This window comes from Sinimarinibacterium flocculans (genome assembly GCF_003201205.1).
Taxonomy (GTDB): domain Bacteria; phylum Pseudomonadota; class Gammaproteobacteria; order Nevskiales; family Nevskiaceae; genus Solimonas; species Solimonas flocculans.
The window spans coordinates 127,805-149,573 of the sequence record NZ_QICN01000009.1 but is presented as its reverse complement, the minus strand read 5'-3'; the positions used below and the strand labels follow the sequence as shown (position 1 = coordinate 149,573).

Sequence of the window (21,769 nt, the reverse complement as noted above, 5' to 3'; positions counted from 1 at the left end):
CGCTCCGCGGCCGGCTGTCGCCGTTACCGGATGTTGATGACCGTCTGCGTGATCTGGTCGGTGGTCGAGATCATCTGCGCGTTGGCCTGGAAGTTCCGCTGCGCCGTGATCATGTTGACGAGCTGCTCGGTGAGATCGACGTTGGACCCTTCCAGCGCGCCGGCCTGGATCAGGCCGAAGTCGGTCTCACCCGGCGCGCCGCGCAGCACCTGGCCGGCGGCGAAGCTCTCGCCCCAGGCGTTGTTGCCGAGCTGCTGCAGCCCCTGCGGGTTCGGGAAGTTGGCCATCGCCAGCTGCCCCAGCGGCGTTGCCTGGCCGTTGGTGTAGCGCGCCTGCACCACGCCCTCCTGGGTGATCTCGATGCCGGTCAGGCGACCGGTCGCGTAACCGTCCTGGCTGAGTTCGGCGAGGCTGAAGTTATCGCCGAACTGCGTGGCGCTAGACAAGTCGAGCGTCAGCGCCAGGTCGGCGGCACCGGTGCCGGGCGTGAAGCCGGGCAGCGCGATCGTGCCGCCCGCCGGCGCCAGCAAGGTGCCGGTGTCGGAGAACGTCAGCGCGTTGGCGCCGCCAACGTCGGTGCCGTCGACCTGCGCGTGCACGTTCCACTCGTTGGCATTCGCGCCCTTGACGAAGAACAGGTTCGCCGTGTGCGCGGCGCCGAGCGAGTCGTAGACGGTCACCGAGCGCGTGAAGTTGTAGCTGGTCGGATCGGTCGCGTCGAAGGTGCCGGTAGCCGGCGCTTCGGCACTGGCCGGCAGGTTGACGCCCGCCGTGATGCGCGAGCTGGCGAGCGGCGGATTGTCGCCGGTCGAGAGCTGCAGGTCGGCCAGCCGCGCGGTGTCGAAACCGGTGGCGCCGTCGATCGGCGGGAAGACCTGCAGCCGCTGACCCGAGGCATTGACGACGTAGCCGTTGCGGTCGGTGCCGAAGGCCCCGGCACGCGAGTACACCGTCGCGCCGTTATCGGACAGCGTGAAGAAGCCTTCGCCGGAGATCGCCAGGTCCAGCGCATTGTTGGTGAAGCTCACCGAACCCTGCTCGAACTGCTGGGCCACGCGCGCTAGGCGCGTTCCGGCGCCGGTGGCGTTGGCGGCCACCCCGTACGAGGAAACCGGGAACAGCTCCGCGAACTCGGCGCGCGATTCCTTGAAGCCGGTGGTGTTGACGTTGGCGATGTTGTTGGCCGTGACGCCGAGTTCCGCAGAAGCGGCATTCAGACCCGACAGAGCGACGCGAAAGGACATGGGAGACTCCTGTTTGAGAGGGCCTAGAGGATTTGCAGAATGTCGGCGAGGGGCGCCGGATCGAGCCCGAGCAGTTCCAGCGTCAGTCCGTCGCGGCTCAGGCCGACGGACTGCACCTGGCCCACGGCCAGGGTTTCGACAGCGGTTTCGCTGCTGCCCTGGACCAGGCGCGCGCGCATCGTGTATCGGCCTTCGCCGGCCTGCGCGCCGGCGTTGTCCAGGCCGTCCCAGGCGAACGAGGCAATGCCGGCTGCCTGCGTGCCCAGATCGAGATTGCGGACGACGGTGCCATCGGCGGCGACGATGTCAACGACGAGCTGGCCGCTGGCCGGCATCGCCGCGGCCGCGCGCAGCTCGCCGCCTTCGGGCAGCCAGCCGGTCTCGCTGGGCACCAGCACGCCACGGCCGACGAGGCTCGCGGCCTGCAGCGTCTGGTTCGCCGACAGCGAGGAAGCCAGCGTCGCGATCGACGCCTGCATCTCCTGGATGCCGGACACCGTGCTGAACTGGGCGATCTGGCCGAGGAACTCGCCGTTCTCCATCGGCTTGAACGGGTCCTGGTTCTGCAGCTGCGTGGTCATCAGGCGCAGGAAGTCCTCCTGTCCCAGCGACTGCTGCGCGACTGGCTGCTGCAGGCTCAGGCCGAGGTCGTTGTACGTGGTGTCGATCGTGCTCATGGAAGATCCTCTCAGCGGCCGAGACGCAGCGTCGACAGCGCCAGCTCCTTGGCGGTGTTCATCATCTCGACGCTGGACTGATAGGAGCGTGCCGACGAGATCATGTTGACCATCTCCTCGACGACGTTGACGTTGGGGGCGTAGACGAACCCTTCGGCATCGGCGAGCGGATGCCCCGGTTCGTAGCGCTTCTCGGCAGCGGCCTGGGACTCGACGACGCCGAGCACCTGCACGCCGGCGCTGTCGTCGCGGCTGCCGCCGGACGGATCGACCAGCGCCGCCGCGAACACCGGCATGCGCGCCTTGTAGACACTGTCCGGATCGCTGCCGACGGCGTCGGCGTTGGCCAAGTTGCTGGCGACCGTGGACAGGCGCACCGACTGCGCGGAAAGCGCCGAGCCGGCGATGTCGAAGATGCGGAACGAGGACATGGAGCGTCTCCTGGCTGTCGGCCTACTGACCGGTGAATGCGGTCAGCAGTCCCTTGATGCGCGCATCGAGGAACTGCAGGCTGGCCTGGTAGCGCAGCGCCGCGTCCGCGAACTGCGCCTGCTCGATCTGCACGTCGACGGTGTTGCCGTCGGCCGCGGGCTGTACGGCGACGCGGTACGCCGGGTCGACCGCGGCCGTACCCGCGGCCTGCGTGGATGCCAGCACCTGACGGAAGTCGAGATCGCGCGCCTGGAAGCCGGGCGTGTCCGCATTCGCGATGTTCGCGGCGATCAGCTCCATGCGCCGCCGCTGCAGCTGCATCGCTGCCGGATGAACGCCGAACACCGGATCGTTGATGGTCATGGCCAAACCCGCCACGTGGATGTGGAGGGTCAGGGGCAAGTCCTGTGCCAGGGAGGCACGACGTCCTGTTCGGGAACGCGGCCGTCCATGGCCGCGGACCTCGATCGGGGCGGTGCTACGCCGCAACCGCCATGCGCAGGCGTTCGAGTACACCCTGCGCCAACTCGTCGGAGCTGAACTTGGCGCAGAAGCGATCGGCCCCGACGCGCTGCACCATCGCGTTGTTGAAGATGCCGGACAGCGAGGTGTGCAGCATGACGTGGAGATCCTTGAGCCGCGGGTCGCGTCGGATTTCCGTCGTCAGCGTGTAGCCGTCCATGTTCGGCATCTCCACGTCGGAGATCACCATCAGCAACTGCTCGGTCACCGGACCGCGCTCGGCCATGCGCTGCAACTGGCGCAGCGCCTCGCGGCCGTCGGCGACCTGAATGCTGTCGACGCCGAGCTGACCGAGCACGCGCTCGATCTGCCCGCGCGCGACGCGCGAGTCGTCGGCCACCAGCACCTTGAGCAGCGTGCCGCCGATCGCCTGTGCATCCTCGCGCAGACGGCCCGACAGCTCGGGACTGCCGCCGACCACCTCCGCCAGTACCTTCTCCACGTCGATGATCTCGACGAGCTGGTCGTTCAGGCGCGTGATCGCCGTCAGCCAGCCCTCGGTGCCGCCGCTCGGCGGCGTCTCCAGCGCAGTGACGTCGACGTGCACGATGCGGTCGACGCCGCCGACGAGAAACCCCTGCACCGAGCGGTTGAACTCGGCGATGACCACGTGTGCGCGGCGGCTCTCGCCCAGTGCCTCGGCGCCGATCGCGCGCTGCAGGTCGATCACCGGAACGATGCGGCCGCGGATGTCGGCGACACCGGCCACGTAGGGGTGCGATCCCGGCAGCGCCGACAGCGGCGGCGTGCGGATGACTTCCTGCACCTTGAACACGTTGATGCCAAAAATCTGACGCGGCCCGAGATGGAACAGCAGCAGCGCAAGGCGGTTGTGTCCCGCGAGCTGGGTGCTGCGGTCGATGCTTTCGAGCAGTCCGTAGGCCATGGCAGTCGGTTCGATGGGTCTGCGGCTGTATCGGCCGCGCATCGCCGAAGTTGACCCCGAGCTGCCGGCCACCTGCTGGCACGCGACTTGTAGCGGCTGCGGCATGAACCGTTCCGTCCCGATCCTGCTCGCCGCCGCGGTCCTGAGTCCGGCGGTATTCGCCGCCCCGGTGGAATCGCCGGCGCGGATCGACGCCGTCGCCGTTGCGGCGGTAGCCGCGCAGCTCCCGGCGAGCGCGCAGGTCAGCGGCGGCGCACTCGACCCGCGCCTGCGCCTGCCGGCCTGCGGCCAGGCGCCGACGGCCGACCCACCGGCGCTGCGCGGATCTCAGACCAGCGTGACCGTGCGCTGCGCGCAACCGGCCTGGACCGTCTACGTGCCGGTACGCATCAGCGACATGCGGCCGGTGGTGGTGGTGTCGCAGGCGGTGGCCCGCGGAGAGAGACTCGGCGCCGATCGCGTCGTCCTGCAGACCCGGGACGTGGCCACGCTGCCGTTCGGATACTTCGCCGGCCTCGACGAGGTGGCCGGCCTGGAAGCGCGCCGCAGCCTGCAGGCCGGCGCCGTGCTCACGCCCAACGACGCCCAACTCCCGCAGCTCGTGCGGCGCGGCCAGTCCGTGACCGTGGTCGGCCGCAGCGGCGGCATCGAAGTCCGTGCCGAGGGCACGGCGATGGGCAACGCCGCACAGGGCGAGCGCGTGCGCGTGCGCAACGCGGGTTCCAGGCGCGTCGTCGAGGGCGTGGTCACCGCCGACGGGGTCGTGGAGGTTTCGCTGTGAAGGGGTGCGGGCACCCGTGCAAGTTCCGGGCTCAAGTTCGGCGCCGGACGGCCGATAAGGCGTCTGAGACCAAGCCGACATGGAGTCGCGCGCATGAGCAACAAGATCGAATCCTATGGCCCGCAGGCGCCTGCCGCGCTGCGGCCGCGCGCACCCGCCCCGGCGGCCGGCTCGGCCACCAGCGGCCCGGTCGGTGCCGTCGTGCCGCCCGATTCGGTCAAGCTGACCGACGACGCGGTGATGCTGGCCGAACTGCGCGAACAGCTGGCGTCTGCGCCGGCGATGGACGGCAGGCGTGTGGCCGAGACGCGGCTGGCGCTGGCCGAAGGCCGCTACGACGCCGATGCACAGCGCATCGCCGACAAGCTGCTGCGATTTGAATGGGAGCTGAGCCGACCATGACCACCCGGGCCGAGATCGACGCCAACCTGGACGCGCAGCTCGCCTGCGCCGGAACCCTCAAGGCGCTGCTCGGCCGGGAACGCGACGCGCTGGTGGCCAGCGACGTCGCCTCGCTCGAAACCCTGACCCGGGAAAAGGATCACCACGCCGACCGGCTCCGGCAGCTCGGCGGCACGCTCGAGGCACTGCGCTCGGCCGCCGGCGATGCCAGCGTCGGCGCGCTGCTGGAACGCCTGGGCCTCGCGGCGGATCGCTGGCAGCGGCTGGGCGAGCTCGCCGCGCGCTGCCTGCAGGCCAATCGCGACAATGCCGCGCTGCTGACCGCCCGTCAGCGGCAGATCCGCAGTGCCTTGCAACTGCTGCAACCGGCCGGTGCCCGCCAGCAGGTCTACGGCCGCGCCGGCACATCGGCCTTCGATTTCGGCACCCGCTCCTTCGGCGCCGCGTGAACGAAGCTTCGACGCCCGCTGCCGACGCCGGACCGACACCGACGCTGCTGTCGCAGCGCGAGCGCATTCTCGACCTGCTGCATCGCCTGCGCCTGCATCACGAGCTGCTGAGCCTGCGCCCGCACGGCAGCCTCGGTGCGCATGCGAGCATCGTGCTGGCCGTCGACCCGGCCACCGGCATCGACTTCGACGATCCGCACCCGGCGCTGCACGCCGCCGTCGGCGACGTGCTGTCGGTACGCGGCCGCATCGACGGCAGCGACCTGCGTTTCGTCTGCCCGGTGGTCGGCCCGTCGCGCATCGGCGGACGCCCCGCGCTGCGAACCGAACTGCCCACGGAAATGGCGATGCTCGAACGACGCGCCGCCTACCGCGTGCGCCTGCCGGTGGACGCCGGCATCACCGCCGCAACGCTCGACGGCCGCCAGGGGCTGGAACTCACGGACCTGTCGCATCTGGGTGCGGGCGCACAGGCCGGACGCAGCAGTGCGATCGAGCCGGGCGACCTGCTGCAACTGCGCATCAACCTGCCGGAAACCCGGGTCGACACCGCTGCCGAAGTGCGCAGCAGCCGCCCCGCCGGCGGGGGCCTGCGCCTGGGGCTGCGCTTCGCCGGCCTCGGACGCGAAGCGCGACAGCGCCTCACGCAGGCGATTCACCGCATCGAACGGCAACTGATCCGTCACGCCCGCGGCCTGCGCTGAACGACAGGCCGTCAGCGCCGCGGTGGCGGCGCGCGTTCCCGCACGCTTGCATCGCCACCGTCGTCCGGTCTTAGGATCCGGCATGTCCGCCGCACTGCAGATCGACGCCCGCCACGCCGACATCACCCGGCTCGATGTCGACGCCATCGTCAACGCGGCCAACGAATCGCTGCTCGGCGGCGGCGGTGTCGACGGCGCGATCCATCGCGCCGCCGGCCCGCGACTGCTGGAGGCCTGCCGTGCGATCGGCGGTTGCCCCACCGGTGAGGCGCGCATCACGCCGGGCTTCGCGCTGCCGGCGCGCTGGGTGATCCACACCGTCGGCCCCGTCTGGCGCGGCGGCCACGATGGCGAGCCGGCACTGCTGGCCGGCTGCTACCGCAACAGTCTCGATCTCGCCGAGGCGCACGCCGTGCAGACCCTGGCCTTCCCGGCGATCTCCTGCGGCGTCTACGGCTACCCGCTCGACGCCGCCTGTGTCATCGCCGTTCGTGAGCTGCGCGCCCACCGGCCAACCTCGCTGCGGCAGGTCACCCTGGCCTGCTTCAACGACGAGGTCCTCGCCGCCTGCCGACGCGCGCTCGCCCAGGAGCCCGGGCGGTAGGAACCGCGCAGGCGAGGCAAAGCCATTTCGAAACTGGTTTCGCGTTGATTCGAGGCCAATAGCGGGACTATTGGCCGAGAGGCAGCGCGGAAGATGGCCGAAATGGCGAAGTCGCAGCCGCGCGTGTTTCTGCCGCCCAGGCTCCTGGCCTCGTCGCGGGCGGCGTGCGCGGTCGCCTGCGATAATGCCGCATGTCCGTCTTCCCCCTGTTCGTCAGCTGCCCGCGCGGCGTCGAACCCTTGCTCGCCGCCGAACTCGCGCCGCTGGGTCTCGACGCCCTCGAAACCCGCCGCGGCGGCGTCGCCGCCCGTGCCACGCTCGAGGCGGCTTACCGCGCCTGCCTGTGGTCGCGGCTGGCGAGTCGCGTGCTGCTGCCGCTGCAGCGCTTCGAGGCCGCGGATGCGGATGCCCTGTACACCGCCGCGCGGTCGATCGACTGGCCCGGGCTGTTCGCGGCCACGTCGAGTTTCGCGATCGAGGTCGCCGGCCGCTCGGCCGGGCTCACCCATACGCACTTCGCCGGACTCAAGGTCAAGGACGCGATCGCCGACCACTTCCGCGACAGTGGCCAGCCGCGACCGGACGTCGACACCGAGCACCCCGACATCCGCATCCATCTGCATCTCGAACGCGAGCACGCGACGCTGAGCCTGGACCTGGCGGGCGACAGCCTGCACCGGCGCGGATACCGGCGCGACGGCGTCGAGGCGCCGCTCAAGGAGAACCTCGCCGCGGCAATCCTGTTGCAGGCCGGCTGGCCCGAGGCCGCCGCGCGCGCGGCACCGCTGTTCGACCCCATGTGCGGGTCCGGCACCTTGCTGATCGAGGGCGCGTGGATGGCTGCCGACGTCGCGCCCGGCCTGCTGCGTCGTCGCTGGGGCTTCGAGCACTGGCTCGACCACAAGCCGGTGCTGTGGAAGCGCATCCGCGACGAGGCCGTTGCGCGACGCAGCGCCGGGGGGCTGCAGGCGCCGATCGCCGGGTGCGATCTCGATCCGCGCGCCGTCGCCGCGGCCCGCGACAACCTCGCGCGTGCGGGCCTTGCGGACCGTGTGCGGATCGAGAGCGGCGACGCCCTCGAGGCGACGCCCGCCGGCACCGTGCCCGGCCTGCTCGTCTGCAACCCGCCCTATGGTGAGCGCCTGGGCGCCGAGGCCGAGCTCGTCAAGCTCTACTCGCTGCTGGGCGTGCACCTGAAACGCCGCTTCGGCGGCTGGCGTGCCGCCGTGTTCACCTCGCGACCCGACCTGGGCCAGCGGCTCGGTCTTTCGGCCGACCGCATCGACGCCTTCTGGAACGGCGCGATCGCCTGCAAGCTGCTGCAGTTCGACATCCGCGCACCGGCCGCCGCCGCGGCACAGACGCCGGCATCCGGCGGCGCCGATTTCGCCAATCGCCTGCGCAAGAATCTCAAGCACCTGTCCAAGTGGGCGCGGCGCGGCGAAATCACCAACTACCGCGTCTACGATGCCGACCTGCCGGACTACGCACTGGCCATCGACCTGTACGCCACACCGGCGCTGCACGCTCACGTGCAGGAGTACGCCGCGCCCAAGACCATCGATCCCGCCCGCGCCGAGGCGCGGTTGCGCGAGGGGCTGGCGCAACTGCAGCAGGTGCTGGAGCTGCCGGCCGCGCACATCCACTACAAGCTGCGGCAGTCGCAGAAGGGCGACGCGCAGTACACGCGCCAGAGCCAGACCGGTCAGTTCCATACCATCGTCGAGCACGGCTGCCGGCTGCAGGTGAACTTCGACGACTACCTCGATACTGGCCTGTTCCTCGATCACCGGCCGATGCGCCTGCGCCTGCAGCGCGAGGCGCGCGAGAAGCGCGTGCTCAACCTGTTCTGCTACACCGGCGCCGCCAGCGTGCACGCCGCCGTCGGCGGCGCGCGGCAGACGCTGTCGATCGACCTGTCGAACACCTATCTCGAGTGGGCGCAGCGCAACCTGCTGCTCAACGACATCCACTCGCGGCTGTACGCACATCCGCCGGCCGCTGGCGAGCGCCTGGCGCCGCATGCCTTCGTGCGCAGCGACGTGCGCCAATGGCTGGCCGACGAGAACCGCCTGAGCCGGCGCGCGCAGTTCGACCTGATCTTCTGCGATCCGCCGACGTTCTCCAACTCCAAGAAGATGGACGGCACGCTCGACATCCAGCGCGACCATGGCGAGCTGCTGCGGCACTGTCTCGGCCTGCTCGCGCCCGGCGGCACGCTGTACTTCTCGACCAATCGCCGCGGCTTCAAGCTGGATCCGGATCTCGCCGCGGTCGCGCAGGTCGAAGACATCACCGCACAGACGCTCGACGAGGACTTCAAGCGCCCGCCGCCCGCCCATCGCTGCTGGGCACTGCGCCACGCCCCGGACGCGCCGTCACAGGACACGCCATGACCACTGAATCCACCACGTTCGCCACGCTCGGCCTGCCGGCCGCGCTGCTCGAAGCCCTGTCCGCGGTCGGTTACGAGACGCCCTCCCCGATCCAGGCGCAGACCATCCCGCCGCTGCTCGAAGGTCGCGACGTGCTCGGCCAAGCCCAGACCGGCACCGGCAAGACCGCGGCCTTCGCCCTGCCGCTGCTGGCGCGCATCGACCTGTCGACGCGTTTCCCGCAGGCGCTGGTGCTGACACCGACGCGCGAACTCGCCATCCAGGTCGCCGAGGCGCTGCAGAAGTACGCCGCGCGCCTGCCCGGTTTTCACGTGCTGCCGATCTACGGCGGCCAGAGCTACGGCCCGCAACTTTCGGCGCTGCGCCGCGGCGTGCACGCGATCGTCGGCACGCCGGGCCGCGTGATCGATCATCTCGAACGCGGCAGCCTCAAGCTCGACACGGTCAGAACGATGGTGCTCGACGAGGCCGACGAGATGCTGCGCATGGGCTTCATCGAGGACGTCGAGAAGATCCTGCAGAAGACGCCGGCGGAGAAGCAGGTGGCGCTGTTCAGCGCGACGATGCCGTCGCAGGTCCGGCGCATCGCCCAGACCTACCTGCGCGAACCGGCGGAAGTGACGATCGCCGCCAAGACGCGCACCGCCACCACCGTGCGCCAGCGCTGCCTGGTCGTGCCGCCGCCGGCCAAGCTCGACGCGCTGACGCGCATCCTCGAGATCGAGCCTTTCGACGCGATGATCGTGTTCGCACGCACCAAGGTCGCCACCGAGGAGTTGGCCGACAAGCTCGCCGCGCGCGGCTATGCCGTCGCCGCGCTCAACGGCGACGTGCCGCAGCAGCAGCGCGAACGCACCGTCAACAAGCTCAAGGACGGCGGCCTGGATATCGTCGTCGCCACCGATGTCGCCGCGCGCGGACTCGACGTCGAGCGCATCAGCCACGTGCTCAACTACGACGCACCGACCGACCCGGAGAGCTACGTCCATCGCATCGGCCGCACCGGCCGCGCCGGCCGCAGCGGCGAGGCAATCCTGTTCATCGCCCCGCGCGAGCGCAATCTGCTGGCGATGATCGAGCGCACCACGCGCAAGCACATCGAGGTGATGCGTCTGCCGACGGACGCCGATGTCGACGCGCAGCGCAGCGCGCGCTTCCGCCAGCAGGTGCTCGACATCCTGCAGCACGACGGCAAGCTCGCCGCGGTGCGCGCCCTGATCGCCGACCTGGAAGCGCAGGCCCCGTTGGCCGATGTCGCCGCCGCCCTCGCCGTGCTCGCCCAGTCCTCGAGCGCCGCCGCGCCCCCGGCGCGCGGCCGCTCGGCCAGCGCGGACACCACGTCGACGCAGGCACCCGCCGAAGGTGGCGGCCGTCCGCCGCGGCCGGCGTCGCTCAAGCCGGTGTTCCTGCGCGAGCAGGACACCTCGCCACCGCCGCAGACGCCGTTCGCCGACGCCGCACCACCACCGCGCGAAAAGCCGAAACGGCGCGAGCGCGAGAACAGCGAGCCGATGGAGCTGTTCCGCATCGAGGTCGGCCACGACCACGGCGCGCAGCCCAAGCACATCGTCGGCGCCATCGCCAACGAGGCCGGCCTCGACAGCCATCACATCGGTCGCGTCGACATCCGCGGCGATCACAGCCTGATCGAGCTGCCGGAAGGCATGCCGAAGAACATCTTCCAGCACCTGCGCAAGGTCTGGGTGGCCGGGCGCCGGCTGGAAATCAGCCGCGCGGACGGACGTGGCGCTGCCGCACCGTCGCGCCCGGCACCGCGCAAGCCTCAGAAGAAGCCGCGCAAGCCTCCGCGCCGATGAAGCGGCTCCTTGGCGGGTGCTACGCGGTCGTCGCGCCACTCATCCTCGTGCCGGTGACCTTCCTGGTCTGCCTCATCGTCATCGCCGGCCCCACGCTGGCCATCCGTCGCGAACTCGGCCGGTTCGGCGTGCGGCTGATGCTGACGGCCATCGGCGTGCCGCTGATCGTGCGCGGACGCGAGCACCTGCCGGCCGGCGCCAGCATCGTCGTCGCCAACCATGCCAGCTACCTCGACGGGCTGGTGCTCACCGCCGCGCTGCCGCGCCGTTTCAGCTTCGTCGTGCAGGACGGCGCGGCGAACTGGCCGCTCGTCGGCTTCACGCTCAAGCGCATGGGCGTGATCTTCGTCAACCGCGCTTCGGCACATCAGAGCGCACAGCTCACGCGCCAGCTCATGCGCCGCCTGCAGCACGGCGAGCCCATCGCGATCTTCCCGGAAGGCACGTTCAGGCCGGAACCGGGCGTCATGCGCTTCAAGGACGGTGCCTTCCTGATCGCCGCGCGCACCGGCGTGCCGGTCGTGCCGGCCGGGATCCGCGGCACGCGACGCCTGTACGGCGGCGGCCGGCGCCTGCCGCGCTGGAGCGTGGTGCACGTCGATATCGATGCCCACGCCACGGCCGCCAGCGGCGGTCGCGACGCTGCGCTGGCCCTGCGTGACCGCATGCGCGAACGCGTGATCGCGCTGTGCACCGAACCCGACCGCGCCGCTGTCGGCACGGACGTGCCCGCCTGATTCCGGTATTCTGCGCCGCCATCGCTCCCGCCGAATGCCTGCGCAATCCATGGCGCTCAGCTCTCCGCGTTCCCAACACTGGACCAACTGGTCGCGCACCGTGCGCTGCGAACCGGCGTACTGCGCACATCCGGTCACGATCGAACAGGTCCAGGCCGAGGTCGTGCGCGCGTCCGAGGATGGCGAACGCCTGCGCGTGATCGGCAGTGGTCACTCGTTCTCGCCGCTGTGCTGGACCGACGACAACCACATGGCGCTGGACCGCTTCACCGGCATCGAGTCAGTGGACTTCGAGCGTCGCCGCGTCTGGGTGCGTGCAGGCACGCGCTTGCGCCGGCTCACCGAGGCACTCGCGCGTCGCGGCCTCGCGCTCGAGAACGCACCGGACTATGACCGCCAGACGCTCGGCGGCGCCATCGCCACCGCGACCCACGGCACCGGCGCAGCTTTCGGCAACCTGTCGTCGCTGGTCACGGGCCTGCGCATGGTCTGCGCCGACGGCACCGTGCGCAGTGTCTCGCAGCAGGACGACCCCGACCTGCTCTGCGCCGGCGCGGTCTCGCTCGGCGCGCTGGGCGTGATCACCCACGTCGAACTCCAGTGCGTCGACGACTACCGTCTCGTGGTCAGCAGCACCGCCGCAACGCTGGGCGAGACCATCGAACGGCTCACCGAGCTGCGCCGCGATCACCGCAACAGCGAGTTCTTCTGGTTCCCGCACACCGATTCCGTCGTCGTGCGCCGTGCCGACGTCACCCGCGAGACGCCGACACGGCTCTCGCCGGTCCAGCGCACGCTGCGTCGCGGCGTGGACAAGGCCGTATTCACCGGCATGTCGCAGGCGGCGCGACGTGCACCGCGCGTCGCCGAGCAGTTCGGGCGCGTGGCATCGCGCCTGGTTTCCGGCCGGCGCGACGTGCTCGATGCGCGCAGCGCCTACGCCCTGCGACGCCGCAGCCGCTTCCAGCAGCTCGAGTTCGCGCTGCCGGTGGACTGGCTCGGCACGGTGCTGCGCTCGCTGGATCATCTGATCAAGGCGCTGGACTCGCGCATCCACTTTCCCATCGAGGTGCGCTTCGTCGCGCCGGACGGCAACTGGCTGTCGCCGCACTACGAGCGCGACAGCGCCTGCATCACCGTGCCGGCCTACGCGGACATCGGCTTTCGCGACTACTTCGCGCCGGTGTCGGAACTGATGGAGCGCTACGACGGCCGTCCGCACTGGGGCATGGTCCACGACCTGGGCGCGCCACAGTTGCGCAGCCTGTATCCGCGCTTCGACGACTTCCGCGCCCTGCGTCGGCAGCTCGACCCGCGCGGCCTGTTCCTCAATCCGCATCTCGCCGCCGTGCTCGGCGAGTCGCTGCGCTGAAGTCCGCATGAGCGGCTCGCCGCGAGAACGCTACGCCCAGGAGCTGCTGCGCGAGGGCTTCGTCAGCGACCCGGCGCAGGCGCAGGCCATCGAGGCACTGCAGCGCATCCACGACGACCTTGCGGCGCATCCGCCGCGTCGCCTGCTCGGCATCGGTCCGCGCCGCTGGAGTGCGGTGCGCGGCCTGTACATGTGGGGCGGCGTCGGTCGCGGCAAGACCTGGCTGATGGATACCTTCAGCGAAACGCTGGGCGACACGCCGCGCCTGCGCACGCATTTCCACCGCTTCATGCTCGACGTGCACGAGCGCCGCCGCCGCTATCCGGACGAGCAGGACCCGCTGCGTCTGGTCGCCGCCGAGTACGCCGCCGAGCTGCGCGTTCTGTGCTTCGACGAGTTCTTCGTCTCCGACATCGCCGACGCCATGATCCTCGGACGCCTGTTCGAGAACCTGTTCGCGCGCGGCGTGACACTGGTGGCGACCAGCAACATTCCGCCCGACCGACTCTACGAGAACGGTCTGCAGCGCGCGAACTTCCTGCCGTTCATCGACGTGCTGCAGCAGCACGTCGCCGTGCTCAACGTCGACGGCGGCACCGACTACCGGCTGCGCGCGCTGACGCGGGCCGAGATCTTCCACCACCCCAGCGACGCCGGCGCCGAACGCAATCTCGCCGGGTGGTTCGCCGACATCGCACCCGAGGCCGGCCGCGCCAACGAAGCGCTGAGCATCCATGGACGCAGCATCCGCAGCCGCCGGCTGGCCGATGGCGTCGCCTGGTTCGACTTCACCAACCTGTGCGACGGCCCGCGCAGCGCCGCCGACTACATCGAGATCGCCCGTACGCACCACACCGTGCTGCTGTCGCGCGTACCGCAGCTCACCGCCTTCCACGAAGATGCCGCGCGGCGCTTCATCAACCTGGTCGACGAGTTCTACGACCGTGGCGTCAAGCTGATCATCGCCGCCGACGTCCCGCAGGCCGACCTCTACACCGGCGAGCGCTCGCGCTTCGAGTTCCAGCGGACACAGTCGCGCCTGACGGAGATGCAGTCGGAGGAATACCTGGCGCGGCCGCATCTGCCGTAGAGCATCCGACGACTGCAACCGGTCGCATCCGTACGCTCGGGATTACCAGCGTTGGGCCCACCCTGGACGTGCTCGCGGCATCTGCAGGGGGGGGGTGCACCCATCACGAACGGTGCGGACTACCTCACAGCTCCGGTCCGGCGGCTTGCTCCCGAACACGATGTCGAGGCCGGCTCTGTGACAAGGTCGGCTGCGATTCTGCCGACTGATTGGCAAAGTGCGCGCATCGAAAGTCGAGCAGACTTTGCTCAGGCGGCGCGCTGCTTGCTGACGATAAGGTCACATAGGGCGGGCTTGGCAGGATCGACAAGTCGTTCGGACGCTCCAGGGATGGCGTGCCATGAAGGGAAACCAGCAAAGTGCCTCTCGGCCCCCGGGTTGGGGTGACACGACCGATCTGGCGTTGCAGCGCTGGGGCTTCCGGTTCGCCAACGGCGCGGTGGAACGCCGCTACCACGAGTGGATGCTCGACCGCCGGGTTCCCCTCATCCGCGTCGGCATGCTCGCGTCCGCGTCGGGGTATGTGGTCTACCTGCTCACGGTGGGCTTGCTGGAGCCGGCAAGCTTCGGCGCCATTCTTCCCGCCGTCGTGGCATTCCTGGGTCTGCTAACGATGATCTTCGCGGTGACCTATATCGTCAGTCTCCACCGGGTGCTGGTTCCGGTCACGGTTTTGGCGAACTGTCTGTCGGGGTCGCTGCTGCTCTGGCAGATCCACAACCTCATCCAGAGCCCGGACCGCTTTGCGCTGGCGCCGACCGCGATGCTGATCCCGGTGATGTTCGGCTTTTGCGTCTACCAGCTTTCACCGGCGCCGGCGTCGGTCGCCTCGCTGCCGTTCATCGGCCTGTCAATGGTGATCCTGTACCGGGACTTTCAGGCTGGCGACATCTCCGTCGCGATGGCTGGCAGTCTTGCGGCGATGCAGGCCATCGCCTGCAACACCGGCGTATTCGTTTCCTGGGTGATCGAACTCAACAACAGGCGCACCTTCCGTAAGGACCAGATCATCGAGCTGCAGCGCAACCAGCTGCGCATGAGCCGCGACGCGATCCGTCGCTACGTACCGCCGTCCGTGGCCGATCTCATCATCCGCGGGCAAGCCGAAAGCATCGACACACCGGTGCGCCGCCGCATCACCATCCTGTTCGCGGACATTGCCGGATTCACCGAGGTATCGGATCGCATCGAGCCCGAAGACCTGACCGCGCTGCTGGTCGAGTTCTTCTCGGGCATGGCCGAGAAGGTGGAAGAGTCGGGCGGAACCCTGAACGAGTTCACCGGAGACGGCTTGATGGCCCTTTTCGGTGCGCCGGAAACCATGGAGCCGGAACAGCAGGCGGTACAGGCCATCCGCGCCGCACGGGACATGCAGGCCTTGATGGAGACGCTCAACGCGCGTTGGCTGCGGCGCGGCATCGGCCTGCCGCTGCAGATGCGCATCGGCATCAACACCGGCACCGTCAGCGTGGGCAGCTACGGTTCGCAGGGACGCATGACCTATACCGCGCTCGGCCTGCAGACCAACATCGCATCACGGCTGGAAAAGGCCGCGGAACCGGGCAGCATCATCGTCAGCGATGCAACTTTCCGGCTGGCGTCCCATGCCTTCCGGCTGGAGCCTCGCGGCGAGGTACTTTGCAAGGGCGTGCACTATCCCGTGCCGACGTACTGCGTTGTTGCGGAAGCGGAGCCGGGCGCGTCCGAAGAAACTTCGACGGAGCCCGGGCTCGCGGCGTAACTCCGGCTGCACCCGGATCGCAGTACACCGATGGGCGCCGCCCACGTGCCGGCGATTGCCCTCAGGCCTGCGCGTGCTCCTGGGGTCGCCGCAGCGTCGCCAGCCCCTGCTCGCGCGAGACACGGCCAACGTAGCCCAGCTCCTGGCGCGCCTTGTCGTCGCGCACGGTAACGGGTTCGCCGATCAGACGGATGGCCATGCGCGTGGCCGGCGGCGGCTGCCGGAGCCCCAGCAGATCCCAGAGCTTTTCTCCCGCCGTCGCGGCGGCGAGCGCGAGGGCGTGCGGCAGGCAGCGCTCGCCGGCGTCGACGCCGCGTGTCCTGAGCATGGCGGTGACGAAGGCGCGCAGTTCCACCGGCTCGCCGTCGGTGACGAAGTAGGCTTCCCCGCCGCGACCGCGCTCGGCGGCCAGCAGCAGTGCCTCGCAGAGGTTGTCGACGTGGCAGGTGGACGTGAGATAGCGGCCGCCGTCGATCCACATGAAACGCCCGGCATTGACCGCGTGCTCGAGCTGGCTGAGCACCGAACTGTCGTCGTTGCCCCAGATCAGCCGCGGGCGCACGATCACGGTTCGCAGGCCGGTCCCGTTGGCGGCGCGGACGATGCGTTCGGCCTCGGCCTTGGTGGCCGGATAGCGCGGCAACGGACGATCGGGCACCGGGCGTGTCTCGTCCGCATCGAGGATCGGCGTGCCGTCCGCGAGCACGGCCTCGGTACTGACGTGCACGAGTACCGGCACGCCGGCCGCTCGGGCGGCATCGACGACGTGTTGCGTGCCGGCGACATTGACCCGCTCGAACTCGGCCTTCGGCGCCCACTCCACGACCAGCGCGCCGCAGTGGAACACCGCGTCACCTTCCTGCATGCCGCGCAGCAGGGCGTCGCGATCGTCAAGGTCGCCACGCACCGCCTCGGCGCCCAGGCCTTCGACGAGTTGCGCGGCGGACGCGCTACGCGCCAGCGCGCGCACGCGGTCGCCGCGCGCGAGCAGATGACGGATCAGGTTGCGGCCGACATAACCGGAACCCCCGGTGACGAAGACCGTCGCCATCACAGCGCCCGCAGCTTGCGGATCTCGCGGACGCCGACGGCGAGCGTCATGAAATCGTGGGTGCCGGCCGTCTGCAGTTCCTGCAGGCGCTGCATACCGAAGCGCACGGCATCGCCGTGCGTGCGGATCCAGTTGTCGATGCGCGCCTCCGGTGTCTCGCCCGGCTGACCGAGCACGCGGGCGGCGAGCTGACGGTGCAGGCGGTAGGTATCCTCGCGCAGGTTGGAACGCGCCAGGGCCTGCCACTTGCCGCCGACGGAGAAGCCGATGATCGACGACAGCAGCCAGAGGATGCGCAGCCGGTCGCCGATCTGGAAGTAGACGCCAGCCGCCTCGGCCAGCGTCACACCGGCCTGCTCGGCCAGCTCGATGATGTCCGGCGCACTGCCGAGCACCATCGTCGTCGCCAGTTGCTCGGCCAGCGCCTGTGGCACGCCGTCGGCGCTCATGGCGGCCGCGGCCTTGTCCCAATCGGCGCGGTAGCTGCCGGGCAGGATCTGCGGCATTGCCGCCGACAGCTCGTCGATGCCGCTGCGGAACTTGTCCACCGCCTCGCCGATGGGGCGCACGCTCCAGCGATAGTTCATCAGCCAGGTGGTGACATGCTTCATCAGGCCGATCGCACGCCCGAACAGGCGCAGCTGCGTCTCGGCGGGGATCTTCAGGTCCAGTGCCTGGATCGGCAGCCAGTAGCGGTCGCCGTCGTAGATCTCGTGCGCCATCGCGTAGGCCTTGACCACCTGCGCACGACCCAACCCGTGGTCCTCGGCGAAGCGGTGCACGAAGGCGAAGCCCATGCGGTTGACCACGGCGTTCGACAGGATCGTCGCGATGATCTCGCGCCGCAGACGATGCCTGAGGAGCACATCCCGGTAGGTCTCGACCATCTGCGGCGGGAAGTACGACAGCAGGTCGCGGTCGAAGAACGGATCGTCCGGAACATCGGACTGGACCGCGGCCTCGAACAGCGAGATCTTGGAATACGACAGCAGCACCGAGAGCTCGGGTCGCGTCAGGCCGCGGCCCGCTGCGCGCCGCTCCTTGAGGCCCTCGTCGTCCGGCAGGTACTCCACTGCCCGGGCCAGCAGGCCGTCGCGCTCGAGCAGGCGCATGAAGTTGGCATGCTCGTCGAGGCGTGCCGCGGCGTCGCGCTCGAGCAACGAGACGGCGAGACTCTGCACGTAGTTGTCGCGCAGGACCGCCTGCGCCAGGTCCTCGGTCATGCCGGCGAGGAAGGGATCGCGCACCTCGCGCGTCAGCCCGCCTTCGCGCAGCAGCTGGTTGAGCGGGATCTTGATGTTGACTTCGCGGTCCGAGCTGTGCACGCCGCCGGCGTTGTCGATGAAATCGCTGCTGAGCTTGACGCCGGACAGCGCGGCCTCGATACGCCCGAGCTGGGTCAGGCCGAGATTGCCGCCCTCGCCGACCACCCGGCAGCGCAGCTCGCGGCCGTTCACGCGGATCGCGTCGTTCGCGCGGTCGCCGCAGTCCTGGTGCGACTCGGTGTGGCTCTTGACGTAAGTACCGATCCCGCCGTTCCACAACAGGTCCACCGGCGCCTTGAGGATGGCCTTCATCAACTCCTGCGGCGTCAGTCCGGCCTTCTGCGCGCCCAGGGCACGCTGGGCCTCGGGCGACAGCTTGATCAGCTTGGCGCTGCGCGGCCATACCCCGCCACCGGCGGAGATCAGCGACTTGTCGTAGTCGTCCCAGCTCGAGCGCGGCAGCTTGAACAGGCGCTCGCGTTCGGCGTAGGAAACCGCCGGATCCGGATCGGGGTCGACGAAGATGTGGCGGTGGTCGAAGGCGGCAATCAGCCGGATCTGCCGCGACAGCAGCATGCCGTTGCCGAAGACGTCGCCGGACATGTCGCCCACGCCGACCACCGAGAACGGCTGGTTCCCGATGTCGATGCCCACCGCGTCGCCGTCACCGCGCGGAATCTCGCGGAAGTGGCGCTTGACGCTCTCCCACGCGCCGCGGGCGGTGATGCCCATCTTCTTGTGGTCGTAGCCGGCGGAGCCGCCGGACGCGAAGGCATCGCCGAGCCAGAAGCCGTATTCCTCCGACAGGCCGTTGGCGATGTCCGAGAACGTGGCGGTGCCCTTGTCGGCGGCGACGACGAGATAGGGATCATCCTCGTCGTAGCGCACGACGGATGCGGGGGCGACGATGTCGTCGCCGACGCGGTTGTCGGTGATATCGAGCAGGCCGCGCAGGAAGGTCTTGTAGCACTCGACGCCCTGCTTGAGCCAGGCCTCGCGGTTCGACGGGTCGCCCTGCTTGACGACGAAGCCGCCCTTGGCACCGACCGGCACGATGATCGCGTTCTTGACCATCTGCGCCTTCATCAGGCCGAGCACCTCGGTACGGAAATCCTGCCGCCGGTCCGACCAGCGCAGACCGCCGCGCGCCACCTTGCCGCCGCGCAGATGGATGCCCTCGACCCACGGCGCGTAGACGAAGATCTCGAACATCGGCAGCGGCGCCGGCAGCTCTGGGACCTTGCGCGGATCGAGCTTGATGCTGACGTAGGGTTTGGCGTCGCCGTCGTCCGCACGCTGGAAATAGTTGGTTCGCAGCGCCGCGTGTACCACCGCACTGAACGCGCGCAGCACGCGATCGCCGTCCAGCGTGGCCACCTCGTCGAGACGCTGGTCGAGTTCCTGCGCGACGCGCAACTCCGCGGCAGTGCGCGCATCGCCCGACGGGCCCTGCGGATCGAAGCGGGTCTCGAACAACCGCACGAGCAGGCGCGCGATCGACGCATGCTCGGCAAGCAGGCGCTCCATGTAATCCTGGCTGTACGGCAGCCCAGTCTGGATCAGGTACTTCGTCAGCGTGCGCAGACCGACGATCTGCCGTGCGTCGAGCCCGGCGAGCAGCACCAGGCGGTTGAGGCCGTCGTTCTCGGTCACGCCGGTCCAGGTGCTGAGGAACGCGGTCTCGAAGTAGCTGCGCTGCTCGGTCGGCGCGAGCTGGCAGTCGCCGGCGACCTGCACCTTGAATTCCTGGATCCAGCAGGTGTTACCGTCCTGGGCCCGTACCTCGGTCGGGTCCTGCCAGATCACGCGCAGACCGAAGTTCTCCAGCGCCGGCAGCACATCCGACAGCGGCAGCGGACGCTTCCAGCAGTACAGCTTGAGTGCCGTCGGGCAGACCTTGCCGGTGGCGGCGGCGTCGACCAGCAGGCGCGGCAGCATCGGCTGGCCCGCGCCCAGCTGCACGAGGTGCTGCAGATCGGCGGCGGCCTCGATCGGCGCCACCGTCTCCTGGTAGGACAGCGGGAATCCGTCGAGCAGGCTCAGCGCGCGTGCGCTCGCCTGTCCGTGGCGCTGCAGCACTTCGCGAAGCTGGTCGCGCCAGGAGCGCGTCGCCGTCAGCAGGCGTGCCTCCACCTCGGCCACCGACAGCGGAATCGTCGTACCCGGCGGCGTCCGCACGATGTAGTGGATGCGCGCGAGTCCGTGACGCAGGAACTCGGTGTTGCGGTCGATGCCGGTGGCGTTGCAGATCGCGCTCAGCTCGGCGGCGATGCGGTCGCGCAGCTCGCGTGAATAACGGTCGCGCGGCAGGTAGACCATGCACGAGTAGAAGCGCCCGTAGCGGTCCCGGCGCATGAACAGGCGCAGTTGGTGACGATCGCGCAGGGCGCGGATGCCGGTGCACACCTCGTACAGCTCGTCCTCGCCGGACTGGAACAGCTCGTCGCGGGGCAGCTGGTGCAGGATCTCGCGCAGGTTCTTGCCCGAGTGCGAACCTTCGCGCAGCCGCGAGCGCTGCATCACGTATTCCACCTTGCGCCGGATCAGCGGAATGCTGCGCGGCCGCTCGGTGTACGCCACCGACGAGAACAGCCCGATCAGCCGGCAGATGCCGCGCACGCTGCCGTCGGCGTTGAAGCGCCGCACCGAGATCACGTCGATGTATTCCGGGTGATGCACGGTCGACCGGTGATTGGCCTTGGTCACGACGATCAGCCGCGTCGACTCGCTGTACTTGTCGAGTTCCTCCGGCGGCGCGATGAGCTGGTCCGGATCGGCAAAGCGCGCACCGCTGCGTGCGAGGCCGAGCGACGCATCCTGCCGGAGCGCGAAACGGCTGCGCCCCTGCTCGGTGACGATCTCGGTTTCGGCGATCCCCAGGTAGGTGAAGTGCTGGTCGTCCAGCCACTGCAGGAATGCGCGCGCCTCGGCGAACTCCTGGGCATCCGCGTCGGGTGGGGGCGCGTCCAACGCCTGCACGAGTTCGGCCACGCGGGCGCGCATCGCCGGAAAGTCGGAGACCACCGCACGCAGGTCGCTGACGACCCGCCGCAGATCGGATTCCAGCGCGGCGTAGCCGGCCGGATCGCGCAGCGCCTCGAACTCCATGTGGATCAGCGACTCGACGTCGGACGCACCCTCACCTGCCGGTCGCGGCTGCAGCAGCAGGCCGTCGGCGTCGCGGCGCATGCCGAGCACGGGATGCACGGTCCAGTCGATCGAGCTGCCCGCAGCGCGTACCGCCATGTACAGCGAGTCGACCAGGAACGGCATGTCCTCGACGACCGAATCCAGGCGCGCGAGCGTGCCACCGTCGGCTGCAGGGGGCGCGATCTGCAGGATCAGTTCGCCACTGCGCCGCTGCCGGGCCAGCCGCCAGTGCGCATGGCAGATCGCGAACAGCTCTTCCGGCGTGCGCAGGCGCAGGGCATCGAGCGATGCCGACTCGTAGTACTGTCGCAGGAAGCTGCGAAAACCGGCCCGTTCCGTCGCCTCGACACCGGCATCGGCCAGTGCATCGAGCTGCGCCAGCAACAGTTCCTGCTCCTGCATCGAATGAGACCGCATCGCTTTCTCCTCTCGCCGACGAGGCGACCCGA

At 69.6% G+C, this 21,769-nt stretch carries 18 protein-coding genes; 11 read left to right on the top strand and 7 right to left on the bottom strand.

Annotated features, from left to right (window positions below):
* Positions 1 to 23: 23 nt before the first annotated feature.
* The 5 genes from flgE to C8D93_RS15630 form a co-directional block, all read right to left on the bottom strand.
* A complete protein-coding gene (flgE, locus tag C8D93_RS15650; protein ID WP_110266154.1) occupies positions 24 to 1,244 on the bottom strand; it encodes a flagellar hook protein FlgE in 1,221 nt (406 codons plus the stop codon).
* 23 nt (positions 1,245 to 1,267) lie between these two features.
* Entirely contained in the window at positions 1,268 to 1,921 is a 654-nt protein-coding gene (locus tag C8D93_RS15645; RefSeq protein WP_110266153.1) for a flagellar hook assembly protein FlgD, read from the bottom strand.
* A gap of 11 nt (positions 1,922 to 1,932) precedes the next feature.
* Positions 1,933 to 2,352: a flagellar basal body rod protein FlgC gene (gene flgC, locus C8D93_RS15640; RefSeq protein ID WP_110266152.1), complete on the bottom strand. Its 420-nt coding sequence runs from the start codon at positions 2,350 to 2,352 to the stop codon at positions 1,933 to 1,935.
* Positions 2,353 to 2,374: 22 nt separating this feature from the next.
* The gene (locus C8D93_RS15635; RefSeq protein ID WP_110266151.1) at positions 2,375 to 2,716 is read right to left on the bottom strand and encodes a flagellar basal body rod protein FlgB; all 342 of its coding nucleotides are present in this window, start codon (positions 2,714 to 2,716) and stop codon (positions 2,375 to 2,377) included.
* Between the two features lie 115 nt (positions 2,717 to 2,831).
* Entirely contained in the window at positions 2,832 to 3,761 is a 930-nt protein-coding gene (locus C8D93_RS15630) for a chemotaxis protein CheV (RefSeq protein ID WP_110266150.1), read from the bottom strand.
* Here C8D93_RS15630 and flgA point away from each other — a divergent pair.
* From flgA to C8D93_RS15575, 11 genes are all read left to right on the top strand, one after another.
* On the top strand, positions 3,760 to 4,542 hold the full coding sequence (gene flgA, locus C8D93_RS15625; protein WP_110266149.1) for a flagellar basal body P-ring formation chaperone FlgA: 783 nt from the start codon (positions 3,760 to 3,762) through the stop codon (positions 4,540 to 4,542). The genes C8D93_RS15630 and flgA overlap by 2 nt on opposite strands.
* A 93-nt stretch (positions 4,543 to 4,635) precedes the next feature.
* Positions 4,636 to 4,944 carry a flagellar biosynthesis anti-sigma factor FlgM gene (gene flgM, locus C8D93_RS15620; RefSeq protein ID WP_110266148.1) on the top strand — a complete coding sequence of 103 codons (309 nt, stop codon included), beginning with the start codon at positions 4,636 to 4,638 and terminating at the stop codon, positions 4,942 to 4,944.
* Positions 4,941 to 5,393: a flagellar protein FlgN gene (locus C8D93_RS15615; RefSeq protein ID WP_170124055.1), complete on the top strand. Its 453-nt coding sequence runs from the start codon at positions 4,941 to 4,943 to the stop codon at positions 5,391 to 5,393. Before flgM ends, C8D93_RS15615 begins: the two co-directional genes overlap by 4 nt.
* A complete protein-coding gene (locus C8D93_RS15610) occupies positions 5,390 to 6,097 on the top strand; it encodes a flagellar brake protein (protein WP_110266146.1) in 708 nt (235 codons plus the stop codon). The genes C8D93_RS15615 and C8D93_RS15610 overlap by 4 nt, the downstream gene beginning before the upstream one ends.
* A gap of 82 nt (positions 6,098 to 6,179) precedes the next feature.
* Positions 6,180 to 6,701: an O-acetyl-ADP-ribose deacetylase gene (locus C8D93_RS15605; protein WP_110266145.1), complete on the top strand. Its 522-nt coding sequence runs from the start codon at positions 6,180 to 6,182 to the stop codon at positions 6,699 to 6,701.
* 191 nt (positions 6,702 to 6,892) lie between these two features.
* Positions 6,893 to 9,097 carry a bifunctional 23S rRNA (guanine(2069)-N(7))-methyltransferase RlmK/23S rRNA (guanine(2445)-N(2))-methyltransferase RlmL gene (rlmKL, locus tag C8D93_RS15600; RefSeq protein ID WP_110266144.1) on the top strand — a complete coding sequence of 735 codons (2,205 nt, stop codon included), beginning with the start codon at positions 6,893 to 6,895 and terminating at the stop codon, positions 9,095 to 9,097.
* Entirely contained in the window at positions 9,094 to 10,914 is a 1,821-nt protein-coding gene (locus C8D93_RS15595; RefSeq protein WP_110266143.1) for a DEAD/DEAH box helicase, read from the top strand. The genes rlmKL and C8D93_RS15595 overlap by 4 nt, the downstream gene beginning before the upstream one ends.
* Positions 10,911 to 11,651: a lysophospholipid acyltransferase family protein gene (locus C8D93_RS15590; RefSeq protein ID WP_110266142.1), complete on the top strand. Its 741-nt coding sequence runs from the start codon at positions 10,911 to 10,913 to the stop codon at positions 11,649 to 11,651. Before C8D93_RS15595 ends, C8D93_RS15590 begins: the two co-directional genes overlap by 4 nt.
* Positions 11,652 to 11,700: 49 nt before the next feature.
* Positions 11,701 to 13,023: an FAD-linked oxidoreductase, L-gulonolactone oxidase family gene (locus C8D93_RS15585; protein WP_170124054.1), complete on the top strand. Its 1,323-nt coding sequence runs from the start codon at positions 11,701 to 11,703 to the stop codon at positions 13,021 to 13,023.
* Between the two features lie 7 nt (positions 13,024 to 13,030).
* Positions 13,031 to 14,113, top strand: a complete 1,083-nt coding sequence (gene zapE, locus C8D93_RS15580) for a cell division protein ZapE (RefSeq protein ID WP_110266140.1) — start codon at positions 13,031 to 13,033, stop codon at positions 14,111 to 14,113.
* Between the two features lie 340 nt (positions 14,114 to 14,453).
* Positions 14,454 to 15,854, top strand: coding sequence for an adenylate/guanylate cyclase domain-containing protein (locus C8D93_RS15575; protein ID WP_110266139.1), 1,401 nt, complete (start codon positions 14,454 to 14,456; stop codon positions 15,852 to 15,854).
* A 61-nt stretch (positions 15,855 to 15,915) separates the two neighbouring features.
* On the opposite strand, the gene C8D93_RS15570 is transcribed toward C8D93_RS15575, so the two are convergent.
* Positions 15,916 to 16,905, bottom strand: coding sequence for an NAD-dependent epimerase/dehydratase family protein (locus C8D93_RS15570; protein WP_110266138.1), 990 nt, complete (start codon positions 16,903 to 16,905; stop codon positions 15,916 to 15,918).
* Positions 16,905 to 21,737, bottom strand: a complete 4,833-nt coding sequence (locus C8D93_RS15565; protein WP_110266137.1) for an NAD-glutamate dehydrogenase — start codon at positions 21,735 to 21,737, stop codon at positions 16,905 to 16,907. The genes C8D93_RS15570 and C8D93_RS15565 overlap by 1 nt, the downstream gene beginning before the upstream one ends.
* Between the last annotated feature and the right edge of the window lie 32 nt (positions 21,738 to 21,769).

Excerpts from the sequence above, each read along its gene's own strand:
- C8D93_RS15635 (WP_110266151.1), bottom strand. The coding sequence starts at position 2,716 with ATGACCATCAACGATCCGGTGTTCGGCGTTCATCCGGCAGCGATGCAG.
- C8D93_RS15595 (WP_110266143.1), top strand. The coding sequence starts at position 9,094 with ATGACCACTGAATCCACCACGTTCGCCACGCTCGGCCTGCCGGCCGCG.
- flgA (WP_110266149.1), top strand. The coding sequence starts at position 3,760 with ATGGCAGTCGGTTCGATGGGTCTGCGGCTGTATCGGCCGCGCATCGCC.
- C8D93_RS15575 (WP_110266139.1), top strand. The coding sequence starts at position 14,454 with ATGAAGGGAAACCAGCAAAGTGCCTCTCGGCCCCCGGGTTGGGGTGAC.
- flgM (WP_110266148.1), top strand. The coding sequence starts at position 4,636 with ATGAGCAACAAGATCGAATCCTATGGCCCGCAGGCGCCTGCCGCGCTG.
- C8D93_RS15570 (WP_110266138.1), bottom strand. The coding sequence starts at position 16,905 with ATGGCGACGGTCTTCGTCACCGGGGGTTCCGGTTATGTCGGCCGCAAC.
- flgC (WP_110266152.1), bottom strand. The coding sequence starts at position 2,352 with ATGTCCTCGTTCCGCATCTTCGACATCGCCGGCTCGGCGCTTTCCGCG.
- zapE (WP_110266140.1), top strand. The coding sequence starts at position 13,031 with ATGAGCGGCTCGCCGCGAGAACGCTACGCCCAGGAGCTGCTGCGCGAG.
- C8D93_RS15565 (WP_110266137.1), bottom strand. The coding sequence starts at position 21,737 with ATGCGGTCTCATTCGATGCAGGAGCAGGAACTGTTGCTGGCGCAGCTC.
- C8D93_RS15615 (WP_170124055.1), top strand. The coding sequence starts at position 4,941 with ATGACCACCCGGGCCGAGATCGACGCCAACCTGGACGCGCAGCTCGCC.
- flgE (WP_110266154.1), bottom strand. The coding sequence starts at position 1,244 with ATGTCCTTTCGCGTCGCTCTGTCGGGTCTGAATGCCGCTTCTGCGGAA.
- C8D93_RS15585 (WP_170124054.1), top strand. The coding sequence starts at position 11,701 with ATGGCGCTCAGCTCTCCGCGTTCCCAACACTGGACCAACTGGTCGCGC.
- C8D93_RS15605 (WP_110266145.1), top strand. The coding sequence starts at position 6,180 with ATGTCCGCCGCACTGCAGATCGACGCCCGCCACGCCGACATCACCCGG.
- C8D93_RS15645 (WP_110266153.1), bottom strand. The coding sequence starts at position 1,921 with ATGAGCACGATCGACACCACGTACAACGACCTCGGCCTGAGCCTGCAG.
- C8D93_RS15590 (WP_110266142.1), top strand. The coding sequence starts at position 10,911 with ATGAAGCGGCTCCTTGGCGGGTGCTACGCGGTCGTCGCGCCACTCATC.
- C8D93_RS15630 (WP_110266150.1), bottom strand. The coding sequence starts at position 3,761 with ATGGCCTACGGACTGCTCGAAAGCATCGACCGCAGCACCCAGCTCGCG.
- rlmKL (WP_110266144.1), top strand. The coding sequence starts at position 6,893 with ATGTCCGTCTTCCCCCTGTTCGTCAGCTGCCCGCGCGGCGTCGAACCC.